Origin of the sequence: Pseudomonas pudica, from assembly GCF_015680405.1 — a bacterium.
Lineage (GTDB): Bacteria > Pseudomonadota > Gammaproteobacteria > Pseudomonadales > Pseudomonadaceae > Aquipseudomonas > Aquipseudomonas pudica.
In genome coordinates this window covers 78,033-92,758 of record NZ_JADLJS010000005.1, presented here as the reverse complement: position 1 = coordinate 92,758, position 14,726 = coordinate 78,033, and the positions used below count along the sequence as shown (strand labels likewise).

Here is a 14,726-nt window from a genome sequence, read left to right as displayed (position 1 = left end):
GAGCAGCCTTGTGCTGCGAAGAGGCCATTACTGCCGAAGAAAACCTATTGGCTCTACCGGCCTCTTCGCAGCGCAAGGCTGCTCCTACAGGGACGGCGTAAACCAGGGGGCTGCAAGGCAGCCCCGAGGCCCTGATAGTCAGCGCTTGGCGTACTGCAGCACCACTTCCAGCGGGTGACGCATCTGCCTCTCGGTCATGCGCTTGACCTGGCTGCGGCACGAGTAACCTGTCGCCAACGGCTCGCCTTCCTTGTCCAGCTTGGTCGCCCACGACTGCTCGAAGATGGTCCGCGAGGTGTCCTGGTTGCGGGCCTCGTGCCCGTAGGTACCGGACATGCCGCAGCAGCCAGTCGCCTCGGTCACCAGCTTCAGGCCAAGGCGGGCGAACACCTGCTCCCACTGCCTGGTGCTGGCCGGTACGTTGGTCTTTTCGGTGCAGTGCGCCATCAGGCGGAAATTGCCCGGCGCGGTCGGTGCCTGCTCCGGCAGCACATCCATCAACCACTCCTGCGGCAACAGCACCTGCGGGCAGCCATCCAGGCCCGGCACTTTCTGGTACTCCTGGCGATACACCAGGGTCATCGCCGGGTCCAGGCCCACCAGCGGCACGCCGCACTCGGCCAGGGCCTTGAGCTGGGTGGCATTGCGGATCGCCGCCTTGGCGAACGCACCGAGGAAGCCCTGAACGTGCAGTGGCTTGCCGTTGGCACTGTACGGTGCCAGGAACACCCGGTGGCCCAGGCGGTGCGCCAGGTCGATGAAGGCCGACAGCAGCGGCGTCTCGAAGTAACGGGTAAAGGCATCTTGCACCAGCACGATGCTGCGTTCGCGCTGGGCCGGGGTCAGTTCACGCAGGGCCGGCACGCTGGCCACGCCGACGCGGCAGCGAGTCAGGGTGGCCTGGAAGTTGAAGCGGCTGATCAGTGGGCTGTCGACCATGCCAACCTTGTCGGCCAGCAGCTTGCTCACCCACTTCGAGCCCATCACCGCGTTGTACAGCCTGGGCGCGTGAGCCAGATACGGGATGGTGAACTCCAGCGAACCGATCAGGTAGTCACGCAACGGGCGCTGGTAACGGCCGTGGTACAGCTCGAGGAAGCGCGAGCGGAAGTCCGGCACGTTGACCTTGATCGGGCACTGCCCGGCGCACGACTTGCACGCCAGGCAGCCGGCCATGGCGTCGTACACCTCATGAGAGAAGTCTTCCTGGCCCTGGCTGCGCGCACGGTTGTTGCGCAGACGTGCCGGCAGGCCCTTGAGCCACGACACCTTGTTGCGCGCCGCCGCCAGCACGTCGATGTTGGCCTCGCCCTGCAGGCGCAGCCATTCGCGCATCAGCGAGGCACGGCCCTTGGGCGAATGCTGGCGTTCACGGGTGGCCTTCCACGACGGGCACATGGCGTCGTTGGGGTCGTAGTTGTAGCAGGCGCCGTTGCCGTTGCAGTGCACGGCGCTAGGGAAGTCCTGCCACACGCGTTCGTCGATAGTACGGTCGAGGTCACCGCGCAGCGTCACACCATCGACCTTGGTCAGGCCCTCGGCGCTGCCTGGCGGGGTGCAGATCTTGCCCGGGTTGAGCTGGTTGTGCGGGTCAAAAGCACCCTTCAGGCGCTGCAGCGCCGGGTACAGCTCGCCGAAGTACTCCGGCACATATTCCGAACGCAGGCCCTTGCCGTGCTCGCCCCACAGCAAGCCACCATAGCTTTTGGTCAGCGCCGCCACTGCGTCGGAAATCGGCTTGACCAGTGCGGCCTGGGCCGGGTCCTTCATGTCCAGTGCCGGGCGCACGTGCAGCACACCGGCATCGACGTGGCCGAACATGCCGTAGGCCAGGCCGTAGCCATCGAGCAGTGCACGGAAGTCGGCGATGTAGTCGGCCAGTTGCTCCGGCGGCACCGCGGTGTCTTCCACGAACGGTTGCGGGCGCACTTCGCCCTCGACGTTGCCCAGCAGGCCCACCGAACGTTTACGCATGGTGTAGACGCGGGTCACCGCCTCGGCGCCCTCGGCCAGGGTGTGGCCCAGGCGCTCGACGCTGGTGTCGTTCTGCAGGTGCTGGATGAACGCTTGCACCTTGGCATTGACCTCGGCCGGCTCGTCGCCACAGAACTCCACCAGGTTGATGCCCAGGGTCGGGCGCTCGGGGTCGGCCGGGAAGTATTCAGCGACGCTGTGCCAGACGATGTCCTTCATCGCCAGCATCAGCACCTTGGAGTCGACGGTCTCGATCGACAGCGGCTTGTGCGCCATCAGCGCGTTGGCATCACGCAGGGCATCCATGAAGCTGGTGTAACGCACGTTGACCAGCACGGCGTACTTGGGAATCGGCAGCACATTGAGCTTGGCTTCGACCACATAACCCAGCGAGCCCTCGGCACCGCACAGCACGCTGTTGAGGTTGAAGCGGCCCTGCTCGTCGCGCAGGTGCGCCAGGTCGTAGCCGGTCAGGCAACGGTTGAGCTTGGGGAAGGTGGTTTCGATGAGGTCGGCCTGTGTTTCCTGAATCTCCCGGGCCATGCGGTACACCTCGCCGACCCGGCCGGGCGCGGCACAGGCCTGTTCCAGCGCGGCATCGTCGATCGGCAGGCTGTGCAGGCGCTCGCCACCGAGCAGCACACTGTGCAGCTCCAGTACGTGATCGCGGGTCTTGCCATAGGTACAGCTCCCCTGGCCACTGGCATCGGTGTTGATCATGCCGCCGACAGTGGCACGGTTGGAGGTGGACAGCTCGGGGGCGAAGAACAGCCCGTGCGGCTTGAGCGCGGCGTTGAGCTGGTCCTTGACGGTACCGGCCTGCACCCGCACCCAGCGTTCCTCGACGTTGATTTCGAGAATCTTGTTCATGTGCCGCGACAGGTCGACGACGATGCCGTCGGTCAGCGACTGCCCGTTGGTGCCGGTACCACCGCCGCGCGGGGTCAGCTTGACCTGCTGGAAGCGCTCCTCGGCCATCAGCGTGGCGACCCGCGCCACATCGTCGGCGTCCAGCGGGAACACCGCCGCCTGTGGCAAGCGCTGGTAGATCGAGTTGTCGGTGGCCAGCACCGTGCGGGTACCGTAGTCGGCACTGATCTGGCCACGGAAGCCGCTGTTGCGCAGGGCTTCGAGGAATTCGGGGTAGTTGGCGCTCGGGGCAACGGTCGGCAGCTGGGCGATCATCGAAGGATGGCCTCTTGATATTGGCTAATTCACGGGATTCCTGTCGTTCCGGCATGAGTGTTGGCATGCGGAGGTGACGTGCAGGCCAATGTTCCTGTAGTTTTGCTTCAGGGGCAAACGGATAATCCTGCCGCTATCAATGACTTTCATGAATGAATTACCGCCATCTGACCCCATCCATGTCGCTGCTACTGGCTTTCGAGGCTGCCGCCCGGCATGAAAGCTACACCCGCGCCGCCGCCGAGCTGTCGCTGACCCAGAGCGCGGTCAGCCGCCAGGTGCAGGCGCTGGAGCAGCAACTGGGTCTGACCCTGTTCCGCCGCGATGGGCGCCAGGTGCAGCTGACCGATGTCGGCCGCCTGTACCAGCGCGAGCTCAGCGAGGCACTGGGGCGCATCCGCAGTGCCACCTTGCAGGCATTGGCCTACCAGTCGGGGGTGGGCACCCTGCGCCTGGCCACACTGCCCACCTTCGGCTCGAAATGGCTGCTGCCACGGCTGCACGCCTTCTACAGCGCTCACCCGGGCATGCTGGTGCACATACATTCACGCATCGAAGCCATCAACTTCGACACCAGCGAGATCGATGCCGCCATCGGCGTGGCCAGCCACGACTTGCCGGGGTTGATCTGCCATCGCCTGCATGCCGAGGAACTGGTGGTGATATTGCCGCCGGAGGCTGGCGCGGACAGCCAGGGCTGGAGCCCTGCACGCATCAGTGAAGAGGTGCTGCTGAATGTGGCCAACAATCCGCATGCCTGGGGCGAGTGGTTCTCGCACCATGGCCTGGCGCACCGGGCGATGCGCCTGGGGCCGAGCTTCGAGTTGACCTCGCACCTGATCCAGGCGGTACGGGCCGGGATCGGCATCGGCCTGGTGCCGCGCATACTGGTGGAGGAAGAACTGGCCAAGGGTGAGCTGCACAGCCCCGGGGTGGCATTTGCCAGCCAGCGCAGTTATTACCTGATCTACCCACCGCGCAATGAGGCGTTGCCGTCGCTGCGGGCGTTTCGCAGTTGGTTGCTGGAGCAGATCTGATTTTTGCCTGTACCGGCCCCTTCGCGGGTAAACCCGCTCCCCGCGAAGGGGCCGGTACAGGCAATAAAAAACCCGAAGCCAGTTCCTGACTTCGGGTTATTTGTACGCTACCTGCAGCGCCTTACTTGGCGACGCTACCAGCAGCCCCAAGGGCCTGCGCCCTGCGACGCGGCTTGACCATGTAGACCACGAACATGGCGAACAGCCACACCGGTATCGCATACACGGAAACCTGGATACCCGGGATCATCAGCATGATGCCCAGGATCAGCACCACGAACGCCAGGCAGATGTAGTTGCCGTAGGGGTACCACAGCGCCTTGAACAGCGGCTTCTGGCCAGTGCGGTCCAGGTGCTGGCGGAACTTCAGGTGCGAGTAGCTGATCATCGCCCAGTTGATCACCAGGGTGGCCACCACCAGCGACATCAGCAGCTCCAGCGCGTTTTGCGGCATCAGGTAGTTGAGCAGCACCGCGATCAGCGTCACGCCTGCCGACACCAGGATCGAGCGCACCGGCACACCACGGCTGTCGACCTTGGCCAGCGACGCCGGGGCATCGCCCTGCTCGGCCATGCCCAGCAGCATGCGGGCGTTGCAGTAGGTGCCGCTGTTGTACACCGAAAGCGCTGCAGTCAGGACCACGAAGTTCAGCAGGTGCGCAGCCACGTCACTGCCCAGCAGCGAGAACACCTGCACGAACGGGCTGCTGCCATAGCTGCCGCCAGACGCATCGATGCTGGCGACCAGGTTGTCCCATGGGGTCAGCGACAGCAGCACCACCAGGGCACCGACATAGAAGATCAGGATACGGTAGATGACCTGGTTGATCGCCTTGGGGATCACGGTCTTCGGCTTGTCGGCCTCGGCGGCGGTGAAACCGAGCATTTCCAGGCCACCGAAGGAGAACATGATGAAGGCCAGGGCCATTACCAGCCCGCTGACACCGTTCGGGAAGAAGCCGCCGTGAGACCACAGGTTGGCCACGGTGGCTTCAGGGCCGCCGCTGCCGCTGGTCAGCAGGTAGGCACCCAGGCCGATCATGCTGACGATGGCCACCACCTTGATGATGGCAAACCAGAATTCGGCCTCACCGAAGAACTTCACGTTCATCAGGTTGATGGCGTTGATCAGCACGAAGAACGCTGCCGCCGTGACCCAGGTGGGGATCTCCGGCCACCAGTAGTGGACATACTTGCCGACCGCCGAAAGCTCCGACATGCCCACCAGGATGTACAGCACCCAGCAGTTCCAGCCCGACAGGAAGCCGGCGAAACCACCCCAGTAGGTGTGGGCGAAATGGCTGAACGAGCCGGCCACTGGCTCTTCGACGATCATTTCGCCGAGTTGGCGCATGATCATGAAGGCGATGAAGCCGCAGATGGCGTAACCAAGGATCATCGACGGGCCAGCGGATTTCATCACGCCTGCCGAGCCGAGGAACAGGCCGGTACCAATCGCACCGCCGAGGGCGATCAACTGGATATGGCGGTTCTTCAGGCCCCGCTTGAGCTCGCCTGAATGCATGTTTTGTCCACTCATGAACGAAGTCACCTGCATTGTTTTTATCTGTGACGGAATCGGACCCACCGCGCTCGTGGCGCAGCGGAATGGGCAAGGTGGTTACCTTGGGTTTCCTGATCTCAGGTGCCGCCGGGGCGGGTCAACCAGGCGTGATCAAGAGTGCGCGGTACGCAAAGGAGTCACAGGTAAAACGCGGCGCACTGTATACCCCTGCAAACGCGCAGGCGTCAACGCGTTGCATCGTTTCCTCGGGAAAAAACGCAGCGATCCTGTGGTGTGGGCCTTGAAAGGCGGAGTGATCGGCGTACATGGCGCCTCCATTTGTTGTTTTATCAGCCTGGCTCTGTGGACCGGCTTTTGCACACGGCAATGGCGGCTATAACACCGTGGGGCGGGGCTTTGGGCAAGGGTGGGTGGGGCGTGGCTGGCTGTTTTGACGAGGTGTCGGCGGCAAGGTTTGTTTACACGATTCGACCTAATCTGAAATCCGGGCTGAAACCGCCCACATTCGTACAGTTTTCTTTACGGAGTGGTTCGGGAACTTGCCAGTCGTCCGAAAATTCTTTTTGTTCAATATCTTGGGGCTGCTGCGCAGCCCCAAATTCTCACAGGCATAAAAAAACCAGCCCGAAGGCTGGTTCTGTTTCAACGCAAAGGCCAATCAGCCACGCGGTTTGCCGCGGCCACGCCCTGCCGGCTTGTCACCGTCAGGCTTGGCCGGACGCTTGCGCATCTCGCTCGGGCGCTCGGCCACGGTGCTGCCACGGCCGGTCTTGCGCGGGGCCTCTTCACGCGGCTGGCGCGCCGGGCGTTCGCCGGCAGCAGCACCTTCGTGAGCCGGGCGCAGGTTGCGCACGCGCTCGCCACGGCCCAGCGGGCGGGTCGACTTGCGCTGCAGGCGCTCCATCTTGTCCTTGGCCTTGAGCTTCATGGCTGGCAGCGCCACCGGCTGCAGGCCCACTTCAGCAGCAAGGATGTCGATTTCGCCCTGGGTCATTTCACGCCAGCGGCCCATCGGCAGGTCGGAGTTGAGGAACACCGGGCCGAAACGCACGCGCTTCAGGCGGCTGACCACCATGCCCTGGGACTCCCACAGGCGACGCACTTCACGGTTGCGGCCTTCCATCACCACGCAGTGGTACCAGTGGTTGAAGCCTTCGCCACCGGGTGCCTTCTGGATGTCGGTGAACTTGGCCGGGCCGTCTTCCAGCATAACGCCGGCCTTCAGGCGCTCGATCATCTCGTCATCGACCTCACCACGCACACGTACCGCGTACTCACGGTCCATCTCGTAGGACGGGTGCATCAGGCGGTTGGCCAGTTCACCGTCGGTGGTGAACAGCAGCAGGCCGGTGGTGTTGATGTCAAGGCGGCCGATGTTGATCCAGCGGCCTTCTTTCGGCCGTGGCAGGCGGTCGAACACGGTCGGGCGACCTTCCGGGTCGTCACGGGTGCAGATTTCGCCATCGGGCTTGTTGTACATGATCACCCGGCGGGTGGCCTCGGCGGCCTCTTCGCGCTTGATCAGCTTGCCATCCACGGCAATGGCGTCGTGCAGGTCGACGCGCTGGCCGAGGGTGGCCTCGACGCCGTTGACCTTGATGCGGCCCTGGCTGATCCAGGCCTCGACGTCACGGCGCGAGCCAACGCCAATGCGCGCCAGCACTTTCTGCAGCTTTTCGCCGGATGGAGGGGTGATTTCGGTATCTTGCAGGTCTTGCTCACTCATCTGGGCACCTCCCGGTGTAGGAATGAAATATGGGTTCTGGCGACGAACACGCCAAAAGGCCGCGCATCATACGCGGTTCGGCGGGGGAACGCACTGGAGGGTAGAGGGTTTTGTGGGCTTTGCGAGGGGTTTCTGCCTAATGGTGGTGTATTGGCAATGCAGGCCCTTTCGCGGGTAAACCCGCTCCCACAGGTACAGCACCACATTCAGAAGCTGTGGTATCCCTGTGGGAGCGGGTTCACCCGCGAAGAGGCCGGTACAGGCAACTGCAGATCAGGGCTGCAACTTGCCCTCTTCCTCCACCGAGGCCTCAGTCTCTTCCTCGCGCAAATCATCAAAATCGGTCTTCAGCCCTTCTTCCATCGCATCGAGCTCCACCAGCAGGCTTCGGAAGCTGGTCTCCTCCTTCGGCTCGGCAACCTCCTCCTCTTCCGCAAGGCTGGCATCAGCCAAAGCCTGCAGGTGCGCTGGCACAGGCGCATCGTCCGGGTCGAGCAGCGGCTCGGGCTCCATCTCCCGCAGCTCGGCCAAGGCTGGCAGCTCATCCAGGCTCTTGAGGTTGAAATGGTCGAGAAACGCCTTGGTAGTGGCGAACATCGCCGGCCGCCCGGGCACTTCGCGGTAGCCGACCACACGGATCCACTCGCGCTCCATCAAGGTCTTGATGATATTGCTGTTCACCGCCACGCCACGCACATCCTCGATTTCGCCACGGGTAATGGGCTGGCGGTAGGCGATCAAGGCCAAGGTTTCCAGCAGCGCGCGCGAGTAGCGCTGCGGGCGTTCTTCCCACAGGCGCCCGACCCACGGCGCAAAGTCTTCGCGAATCTGCAGGCGGTAACCGCTGGCCACCTCCTTGAGTTCGAAGGCGCGGCCATTGCACGACTCGCCCAGCAGCTCCAGAGCGTGCCTGAAGGCCTTGGGTTCCGGTCGTTCGGCTTCCTCGAACAGCTCGTACAGGCGCTCCAGGGATTGTGGCTTGCCCGAGGCCAGCAGGAAGGCTTCGATCAGCGACGCCAGGTCGCGGGGTTCATTCAGGTTCATCAGGTTCTTCAACAAGCGCCGGGCGTAGCCGCACGTGGATGGCGGCGAAGGGTTCATTCTGCACCAGTTCGATCAGCGATTCCTTCACCAACTCGAGAATCGCCATGAAGGTCACCACCACGCCCAGCTTGCCCTCCTCGGCAGCAAAGAGGTCGACGAACGGCACGAAACCGCCGCCCTTCAGGCGTTCCAGCACCTGGCTCATGCGCTCGCGGGTGGACAACGTCTCGCGGGTGATCTGATGGCTTTCGAACAGGTCGTTGCGGCGCATCACCTCGGCCATCGACACCAGCAGCTCTTCCAGGCTGACCTGGGGCAAAAGCTTGCGCACCTTGGCCTGCGGTGCCTCCAGGCGCGGCACCACTACCTCGCGGCCAACCCGTGGCAATTCATCGATACCTTCGGCGGCGGCCTTGAAGCGCTCGTACTCCTGCAGCCGGCGGATCAGTTCGGCGCGCGGGTCACCCTCCTCCTCTTCGACGTCGGCCGAGCGCGGCAGCAACATGCGCGACTTGATCTCGGCGAGCATGGCAGCCATCACCAGGTATTCAGCGGCCAGTTCCAGGCGCACGCTCTTCATCAGTTCCACGTAGCCCATGTACTGGCGAGTGATTTCCGCCACCGGGATGTCGAGGATGTCGATGTTCTGCTTGCGGATCAGGTACAGCAACAGGTCCAGCGGGCCTTCAAAGGCTTCGAGGATGACTTCCAGGGCGTCCGGCGGGATGTACAGGTCCAGGGGCAGCTCGGTCAGGGCCTCGCCATAGACCAGGGCCAACTGCAGCTGTCGAGGTACCTCGGCCTGCTCGGCCGGCGCCTCGGGTGCTTCCGCCTGACTCACGCGTTGACCAGGAACGGCGTGGGGTCGCCGCAGCCTTCACGGACCAGCTCCGGCTCATCGCCGGACAGGTCGATGATGGTCGATGCCTTGAGGTCACCGAAACCGCCGTCGATTACCAGGTCCACATGATGCTCCAGGCGCTCGCGGATCTCGTAAGGGTCGGTCATCGGCTCGTCGTCACCCGGCAGGATCAGGCTCACGCTCATCAGCGGCTCGCCCAGTTCGGCCAGCAGGGCCAGGGTGATGGCATGGTCCGGCACGCGCAAGCCGATGGTGCGGCGCTTTTCGTGCAGCAGCAGGCGCGGCACCTCGCGGGTGCCATTGAGGATGAAGGTGTAAGGCCCGGGCACATGGGCCTTGAGCAGGCGGAAGGTGCCGGTGTCGACCTTGGCGTACAACCCCAGCTGCGACATGTCGCAGCACATAAGGGTGAAGTTGTGGGTCTTGTCCAGGCCACGCAGGCGCCGCACCCGCTCGATCGCTGCCTTGTTGCCGATCTGGCACCCCAGGGCATAGGCCGAGTCGGTCGGATACACCACCACGCCGCCCTTGCGAATGATCTCGACGGCCTGTTTGATCAGGCGCGCCTGCGGATTCTCCGCATGAATCTGGAAAAATTGGCTCACGTAGTCATCCTGTTCATACCGCCAAAGGCTGTTCATGACTGAATCGGCGCCACAGAGGTGGCAGGTCCTCGGGCAAAGGCCGGTAGGCACCGATCTCGCCCCAGGTGCCGGGGCCGTGGAAGTCACTGCCGGCGCTTGCCAGCAGGCCGAACTCACGGGTGAGGATGGACATGGTGCCCACCTGCTCGGCAGGCATCATCCCGTTGACCACTTCAAGCGCCTGCCCGCCTGCCTGAATATAGTCGGCAATCAGCCTTCTGCGCTTGCTGCGGGTCAGATCGTAGTGCATGGGATGCGCCAGGCTCACCCAAGCGTTGGACTGCCGCAGGGTGGCAACGGTTTCGTCAAGGGTCGGCCAGTGCTGTTTGACGTCCCCCAGCTTGCCGGCCCCCAGCCATTTGCGAAACGCCTCGCCGCGGTCCTTGACGTGCCCGGCACGCACCAGGTACTCCGCAAAATGCGGCCGCGCCGGGGCGTTGCCGCTATCGCCCAGTTCGTGCTGCACGGCGCGGGCGCCGTCGAGGGTACCAGGCATGCCCTTGGCCGCCAGCCGTTTGTCGATTTCTTCGGCGCGCAGCCAGCGGCCATGGTGCAGCGCTTCGATCGCCGCCAGCAGGGGTGGCGCGTCGAGCGGGAAGTCATAGCCCAGCACATGGATGGTCGCGCCACCCCAGGTGCACGACAGCTCTACCCCGCTGACCCAGTGCATGCCCCTGTCGCGGCACGCCTGGCGCGCCTCGGGCAGGCCTTCGATGGTGTCATGGTCGGTCAGTGCCAGCGTTTGCACCCCGTGCTCATGGGCCCGGGCGACCAGTGTCGAGGGCGACAGGGCGCCGTCGGAGGCCGTGCTGTGACAGTGCAGATCAACATTCATGGAGGAGCGCTTTCGCTGGAATCGATGTTTGTTATTATGCCGTCACATCCCGATTCTGGCTGCCATTGTGAAACAATTCATCGATTTCATCCCGCTGCTGCTGTTCTTCATCGTCTACAAGCTCGACCCGCGTCCCATGGAAGTCGCCGGCCACAGCTTCGAATTCGGCGGCATCTACAGTGCAACGGCCATGCTGATCATCAGCTCGCTGGTAGTCTATGGCGCGCTGTTCCTGCGCCAGCGCAAGCTGGAAAAGGGCCAGTGGCTGACTCTGGTGGCCTGCCTGGTGTTCGGCGGCCTGACCCTGACCTTCCACAGCGAAACCTTCCTGAAATGGAAGGCGCCGGTGGTGAACTGGCTGTTCGCACTGGGCTTCGCAGGCAGCCACTTCATCGGCGACCGGGTGCTGATCAAGCGCATCATGGGCCACGCCCTGAGCCTGCCCGATGCCATCTGGACCCGCCTGAACCTGGCCTGGATCGGCTTCTTCCTGTTCTGCGGCGCGGCCAACCTGTTCGTTGCCTTCACCTTCCAGGACTTCTGGGTCGACTTCAAGGTATTCGGCAGCCTGGGCATGACCGTGATGTTCCTCGTGGCGCAGGGCGTGTACCTGTCACGCCACCTGCACGACGACCCTTCTACCTCCAAACCCAAGGATTGACATGCTCTACGCCATCATCGCCAGCGACGTCGCAAACTCCCTGGAAAAACGCCTGGCCGCCCGCCCGGCGCACATCGAACGCCTGCAGCAGCTGAAGGCGGAGGGCCGCGTGGTACTGGCCGGCCCGCACCCGGCCATCGACAGCAACGACCCGGGCGAAGCGGGTTTCAGCGGTAGCCTGATCGTTGCCGAGTTCGACTCCCTGGCCGCGGCGCAGGCCTGGGCCGATGCCGACCCTTACATTGCCGCGGGCGTGTACGACAAGGTAGTGGTCAAGCCGTTCAAGCAAGTGCTGCCTTGACCTGAGACCGCGCGGCCTTCTTCGCGGCTAAACCCGCGAAGAAGGCCGCGCGGTACCGGCAGTTATACTGTTGCCATCAGTCTGCGGTATCTTTGCCACTGGCGGGCCGAATAGCCGCCGTCAATGGTTGAATTGAGTGAGTCATGAGCGAGCTGTTACTGATAGATGATGACCAGGAGCTGTGCGAGCTGCTCGGCAGCTGGCTGACCCAGGAAGGGTTTACCGTGCGCGCCTGCCACGATGGCCAGAGCGCACGCCATGCCTTGGCCACGCATGCCCCGGCGGCCGTGGTGCTGGACGTGATGCTGCCCGACGGCAGTGGCCTGGAACTGCTCAAGCAGTTGCGCAGCGAGCATGCCGAACTGCCGGTGCTGATGCTCTCGGCCCGCGGCGAGCCGCTGGACCGCATCCTCGGCCTGGAACTAGGCGCTGACGACTACCTGGCCAAACCCTGCGACCCGCGTGAACTCACCGCTCGCCTGCGTGCCGTGCTGCGCCGCAGCCACCCCACCGCCACCACCAGCCAGGTGGAACTGGGCGACCTGGTCTACAGCCCTGCCCGTGGCGTGGCCAGTATCGATGGCCGCGAAATGACCCTGACCCTGTCCGAAAGCCGCATTCTCGAAGCGCTGCTGCGCCAACCCGGCGAGCCGCTGGACAAGCAGGAACTGGCGCAGATCGGCCTGGGCCGCAAGCTGACCCTGTACGACCGCAGCCTGGACATGCACGTCAGCAACCTGCGCAAGAAGATCGGCCCCCACGCCGATGGCCGGCCGCGCATCGTCGCCCTGCGCAGCCGTGGCTATTACTACTGCCTCTGAACATCTTTACCGAGCCTTTACCATCCACTGACCGCGCTTGACGGTGATCTCCCTAGACTGTGCTCATCCGGTAACCACCGGCCCATGAAAGGAGAGACACCATGCGCAAGACCCTTATCGCCCTGATGTTCGCCGCCGCCCTGCCGACCGTGGCCATGGCCATGCCTGAAGGCGGCCCGCGCCACGACGGCCCACATCATCGCGGTGATGCGCCTTTCCACCAGCTGGACCTGAGCCGTGACCAGCGCCAGCAGATCGGCAAGCTGATGGGCGAACAGATGAAACAGCGCCGCGACATTACCGAGCGCTACCTGTCCAAACTGCCGGCCGCTGACCAGAAGGCGATGAAGGACGAACTGCAGGCCAACCGCGACAAGACTGACAGCGCGGTCCGTGCCCTGCTCAAGCCTGAGCAGCAGAAGAAGTTCGACGAACTGCAGAAGGAACGCGCCGCACAGAAAGCCGAGTGGCAGGAGTTCCAGGCCTGGAAAGCTGAAAAAGGCAACAAGGCCCAGTAAGCTGTCCGCCCGATGCCCGGCCCGCCTCAGAGCGAGCCGGGCTTTTCTTGTTTGCAGGAGGTGCACTTGCGTTCACTGTTCTGGCGCATCCTGGCCAGTTTCTGGCTGGCCATCACCCTGGTTGCGGGCCTGTCGATCCTGCTGGGCCATATGCTCAACCAGGACGCCTGGATCCTCAGCCGCCACCCGGGCCTGAATACCCTGGCCAGCAAGTGGGCCAAGCACTACGAGCAGGAAGGCCTGGCTTCGGCACAGCACTTCCTGGAACGGCGCAAGGACCGCTACAAGATTGACGTGCAGGTGCTCGACGACAGTGGCGAAGCCGTGGTGCCCGGCACCTTCCCGCGCCGTGCGGCGGCCTTCGAGGCACGCCAGCACAATGACCAGCGGCGCCTGCCGTGGCGCCGGTTGACCGAGGAATACACCAGCCCCGACACCGGCGAAACGTACCTGCTGATCTACCGCATCCCTCACCCGGCGCTGGATGCCTGGCACCGCGAAAGCCTGTTGTGGCCGCTCAGTGCGCTGGGCATTGCCCTGGTGGTGCTGACACTGTTCAGCCTGCTGGTCACCCTGTCCATCACCCGCCCGCTCAGTCGCCTGCGCAGCGCCGTGCATGACCTGGGCCAGACCACTTACCAGCAGAACAGCCTGGCGCAGCTGGCGGCGCGGCGTGACGAGTTCGGCGTGTTGGCCAAGGACTTCAACAAGATGGGCTCGCGCCTGCAAAGCACCATCGGCAGCCAGCGCCAGTTGCTGCGCGATGTGTCCCATGAACTGCGCTCACCGCTGGCCAGGCTGCGTATCGCCCTGGCCCTGGCCGAGCGCGCCGAGCCCGAGAAGCGTGAGGCGTTGTGGCCACGCCTGACCCGCGAATGCGACCGCCTGGAAGACCTGATCAGCGAAATTCTCGCCCTGGCGCGGGTCGATGCCGAACAGGCCCATGCCGAGCCGGTCGACCTCAACGCCCTGCTCGGCAGCGTGCGCAAGGACGCCCAGCTCAGCGCACCAGAGCAGGACGTGCGCCTGGAGGCTCAGCCGGGGTTGACCTTGCAAGGTTGGCCAACCCTGATCGAGCGTGCCGTCGACAACCTGCTGCGTAACGCCCTGCGCTTCAACCCGCAGGGGCAGCCGATTGAAATCAGCGCCGTGCGCGAACAGGACCGTATCGTGATCAGCGTGCGTGACCATGGGCCGGGGGCGGCGGCGGAACACTTGGCGCAGCTGGGGGAACCGTTCTTCCGTGCGCCAGGGCAGGAAGCGCCGGGGCATGGCCTGGGGCTGGCGATTGCACGCAAGGCGGCGGAGCGCCATGGTGGCAGCCTGGTGCTGGAGAACCATCCGCAGGGGGGCTTTGTGGCTCGACTGGAGTTGCCTGTGACTGAAGCGACAGGCAGTTGATGTGATGTAAATGCCCCCGGCCTCTTCGCGGGTAAACCCGCTCCCACAGGTACTTGTGCAAGGCCTGAAATTTGCGCCACACCTGTGGAAGCAGCGGGCGGCTGAAGCGCTGTAAAGGCACCCGCCCTTTCCACAAGTACTGTACAAGGCCTGAAATTTGCGCCACACCTGTGGGAGCGGGTTTACCCGCGA

General features: G+C 64.0%; 13 protein-coding genes. 6 read left to right on the top strand and 7 right to left on the bottom strand.

Features of this window, described 5'->3' with window-relative positions; genetic code table 11:
* Positions 1–138: 138 nt before the first annotated feature.
* Positions 139–3,159, bottom strand: coding sequence for a D-2-hydroxyglutarate dehydrogenase YdiJ (ydiJ, locus tag IRZ77_RS05730; RefSeq protein ID WP_108481258.1), 3,021 nt, complete (start codon positions 3,157–3,159; stop codon positions 139–141).
* Positions 3,160–3,311: 152 nt separating this feature from the next.
* On the opposite strand from ydiJ, the gene IRZ77_RS05725 reads away from it, so the two are divergent.
* Complete coding sequence (locus IRZ77_RS05725) at positions 3,312–4,196, top strand: LysR substrate-binding domain-containing protein (RefSeq protein ID WP_196173083.1); 885 nt, start codon at positions 3,312–3,314, stop codon at positions 4,194–4,196.
* A gap of 121 nt (positions 4,197–4,317) precedes the next feature.
* On the opposite strand, the gene IRZ77_RS05720 is transcribed toward IRZ77_RS05725, so the two are convergent.
* The 6 genes from IRZ77_RS05720 to IRZ77_RS05695 all read right to left on the bottom strand — a co-directional run bounded on the left by IRZ77_RS05720 (position 4,318) and on the right by IRZ77_RS05695 (position 10,832).
* Positions 4,318–5,736, bottom strand: a complete 1,419-nt coding sequence (locus IRZ77_RS05720; RefSeq protein WP_178081825.1) for an amino acid permease — start codon at positions 5,734–5,736, stop codon at positions 4,318–4,320.
* A 643-nt stretch (positions 5,737–6,379) separates the two neighbouring features.
* On the bottom strand, positions 6,380–7,447 hold the full coding sequence (gene rluB, locus IRZ77_RS05715; protein WP_108481259.1) for a 23S rRNA pseudouridine(2605) synthase RluB: 1,068 nt from the start codon (positions 7,445–7,447) through the stop codon (positions 6,380–6,382).
* Between the two features lie 273 nt (positions 7,448–7,720).
* The gene (gene scpB / locus IRZ77_RS05710; RefSeq protein WP_085602238.1) at positions 7,721–8,491 is read right to left on the bottom strand and encodes an SMC-Scp complex subunit ScpB; all 771 of its coding nucleotides are present in this window, start codon (positions 8,489–8,491) and stop codon (positions 7,721–7,723) included.
* Entirely contained in the window at positions 8,478–9,203 is a 726-nt protein-coding gene (locus tag IRZ77_RS05705) for a segregation and condensation protein A (protein WP_178081826.1), read from the bottom strand. The genes scpB and IRZ77_RS05705 overlap by 14 nt, the downstream gene beginning before the upstream one ends.
* A 125-nt stretch (positions 9,204–9,328) precedes the next feature.
* Positions 9,329–9,958 (bottom strand): L-threonylcarbamoyladenylate synthase, encoded by a 630-nt coding sequence (locus IRZ77_RS05700; RefSeq protein WP_046614702.1) that lies wholly within the window; start codon positions 9,956–9,958, stop codon positions 9,329–9,331.
* 13 nt (positions 9,959–9,971) lie between these two features.
* Positions 9,972–10,832, bottom strand: coding sequence for a PHP domain-containing protein (locus IRZ77_RS05695; RefSeq protein ID WP_046614642.1), 861 nt, complete (start codon positions 10,830–10,832; stop codon positions 9,972–9,974).
* A gap of 67 nt (positions 10,833–10,899) precedes the next feature.
* Here IRZ77_RS05695 and IRZ77_RS05690 point away from each other — a divergent pair, with 67 nt between their 5' ends.
* The 5 genes from IRZ77_RS05690 (at position 10,900) to IRZ77_RS05670 (ending at position 14,534) form a co-directional block, all read left to right on the top strand.
* Complete coding sequence (locus IRZ77_RS05690; protein WP_003259096.1) at positions 10,900–11,493, top strand: septation protein A; 594 nt, start codon at positions 10,900–10,902, stop codon at positions 11,491–11,493.
* 1 nt (position 11,494) lies between these two features.
* Complete coding sequence (locus tag IRZ77_RS05685) at positions 11,495–11,794, top strand: YciI family protein (RefSeq protein ID WP_015271283.1); 300 nt, start codon at positions 11,495–11,497, stop codon at positions 11,792–11,794.
* A 143-nt stretch (positions 11,795–11,937) separates the two neighbouring features.
* Positions 11,938–12,615 carry a response regulator transcription factor gene (locus IRZ77_RS05680; RefSeq protein WP_046614644.1) on the top strand — a complete coding sequence of 226 codons (678 nt, stop codon included), beginning with the start codon at positions 11,938–11,940 and terminating at the stop codon, positions 12,613–12,615.
* A gap of 101 nt (positions 12,616–12,716) precedes the next feature.
* Positions 12,717–13,133: a Spy/CpxP family protein refolding chaperone gene (locus IRZ77_RS05675; RefSeq protein WP_025340137.1), complete on the top strand. Its 417-nt coding sequence runs from the start codon at positions 12,717–12,719 to the stop codon at positions 13,131–13,133.
* 60 nt (positions 13,134–13,193) lie between these two features.
* The gene (locus tag IRZ77_RS05670) at positions 13,194–14,534 is read left to right on the top strand and encodes a sensor histidine kinase (protein WP_108481261.1); all 1,341 of its coding nucleotides are present in this window, start codon (positions 13,194–13,196) and stop codon (positions 14,532–14,534) included.
* Positions 14,535–14,726: the final 192 nt, after the last annotated feature.

What these genes read in the sequence shown, in the direction of transcription:
- ydiJ (WP_108481258.1), bottom strand. Translation starts at nt 3,159, where the DNA reads ATGATCGCCCAGCTGCCGACCGTTGCCCCGAGCGCCAACTACCCCGAA.
- IRZ77_RS05725 (WP_196173083.1), top strand. Translation starts at nt 3,312, where the DNA reads ATGAATTACCGCCATCTGACCCCATCCATGTCGCTGCTACTGGCTTTC.
- IRZ77_RS05720 (WP_178081825.1), bottom strand. Translation starts at nt 5,736, where the DNA reads ATGAGTGGACAAAACATGCATTCAGGCGAGCTCAAGCGGGGCCTGAAG.
- rluB (WP_108481259.1), bottom strand. Translation starts at nt 7,447, where the DNA reads ATGAGTGAGCAAGACCTGCAAGATACCGAAATCACCCCTCCATCCGGC.
- scpB (WP_085602238.1), bottom strand. Translation starts at nt 8,491, where the DNA reads ATGAACCTGAATGAACCCCGCGACCTGGCGTCGCTGATCGAAGCCTTC.
- IRZ77_RS05695 (WP_046614642.1), bottom strand. Translation starts at nt 10,832, where the DNA reads ATGAATGTTGATCTGCACTGTCACAGCACGGCCTCCGACGGCGCCCTG.
- IRZ77_RS05685 (WP_015271283.1), top strand. Translation starts at nt 11,495, where the DNA reads ATGCTCTACGCCATCATCGCCAGCGACGTCGCAAACTCCCTGGAAAAA.
- IRZ77_RS05680 (WP_046614644.1), top strand. Translation starts at nt 11,938, where the DNA reads ATGAGCGAGCTGTTACTGATAGATGATGACCAGGAGCTGTGCGAGCTG.
- IRZ77_RS05675 (WP_025340137.1), top strand. Translation starts at nt 12,717, where the DNA reads ATGCGCAAGACCCTTATCGCCCTGATGTTCGCCGCCGCCCTGCCGACC.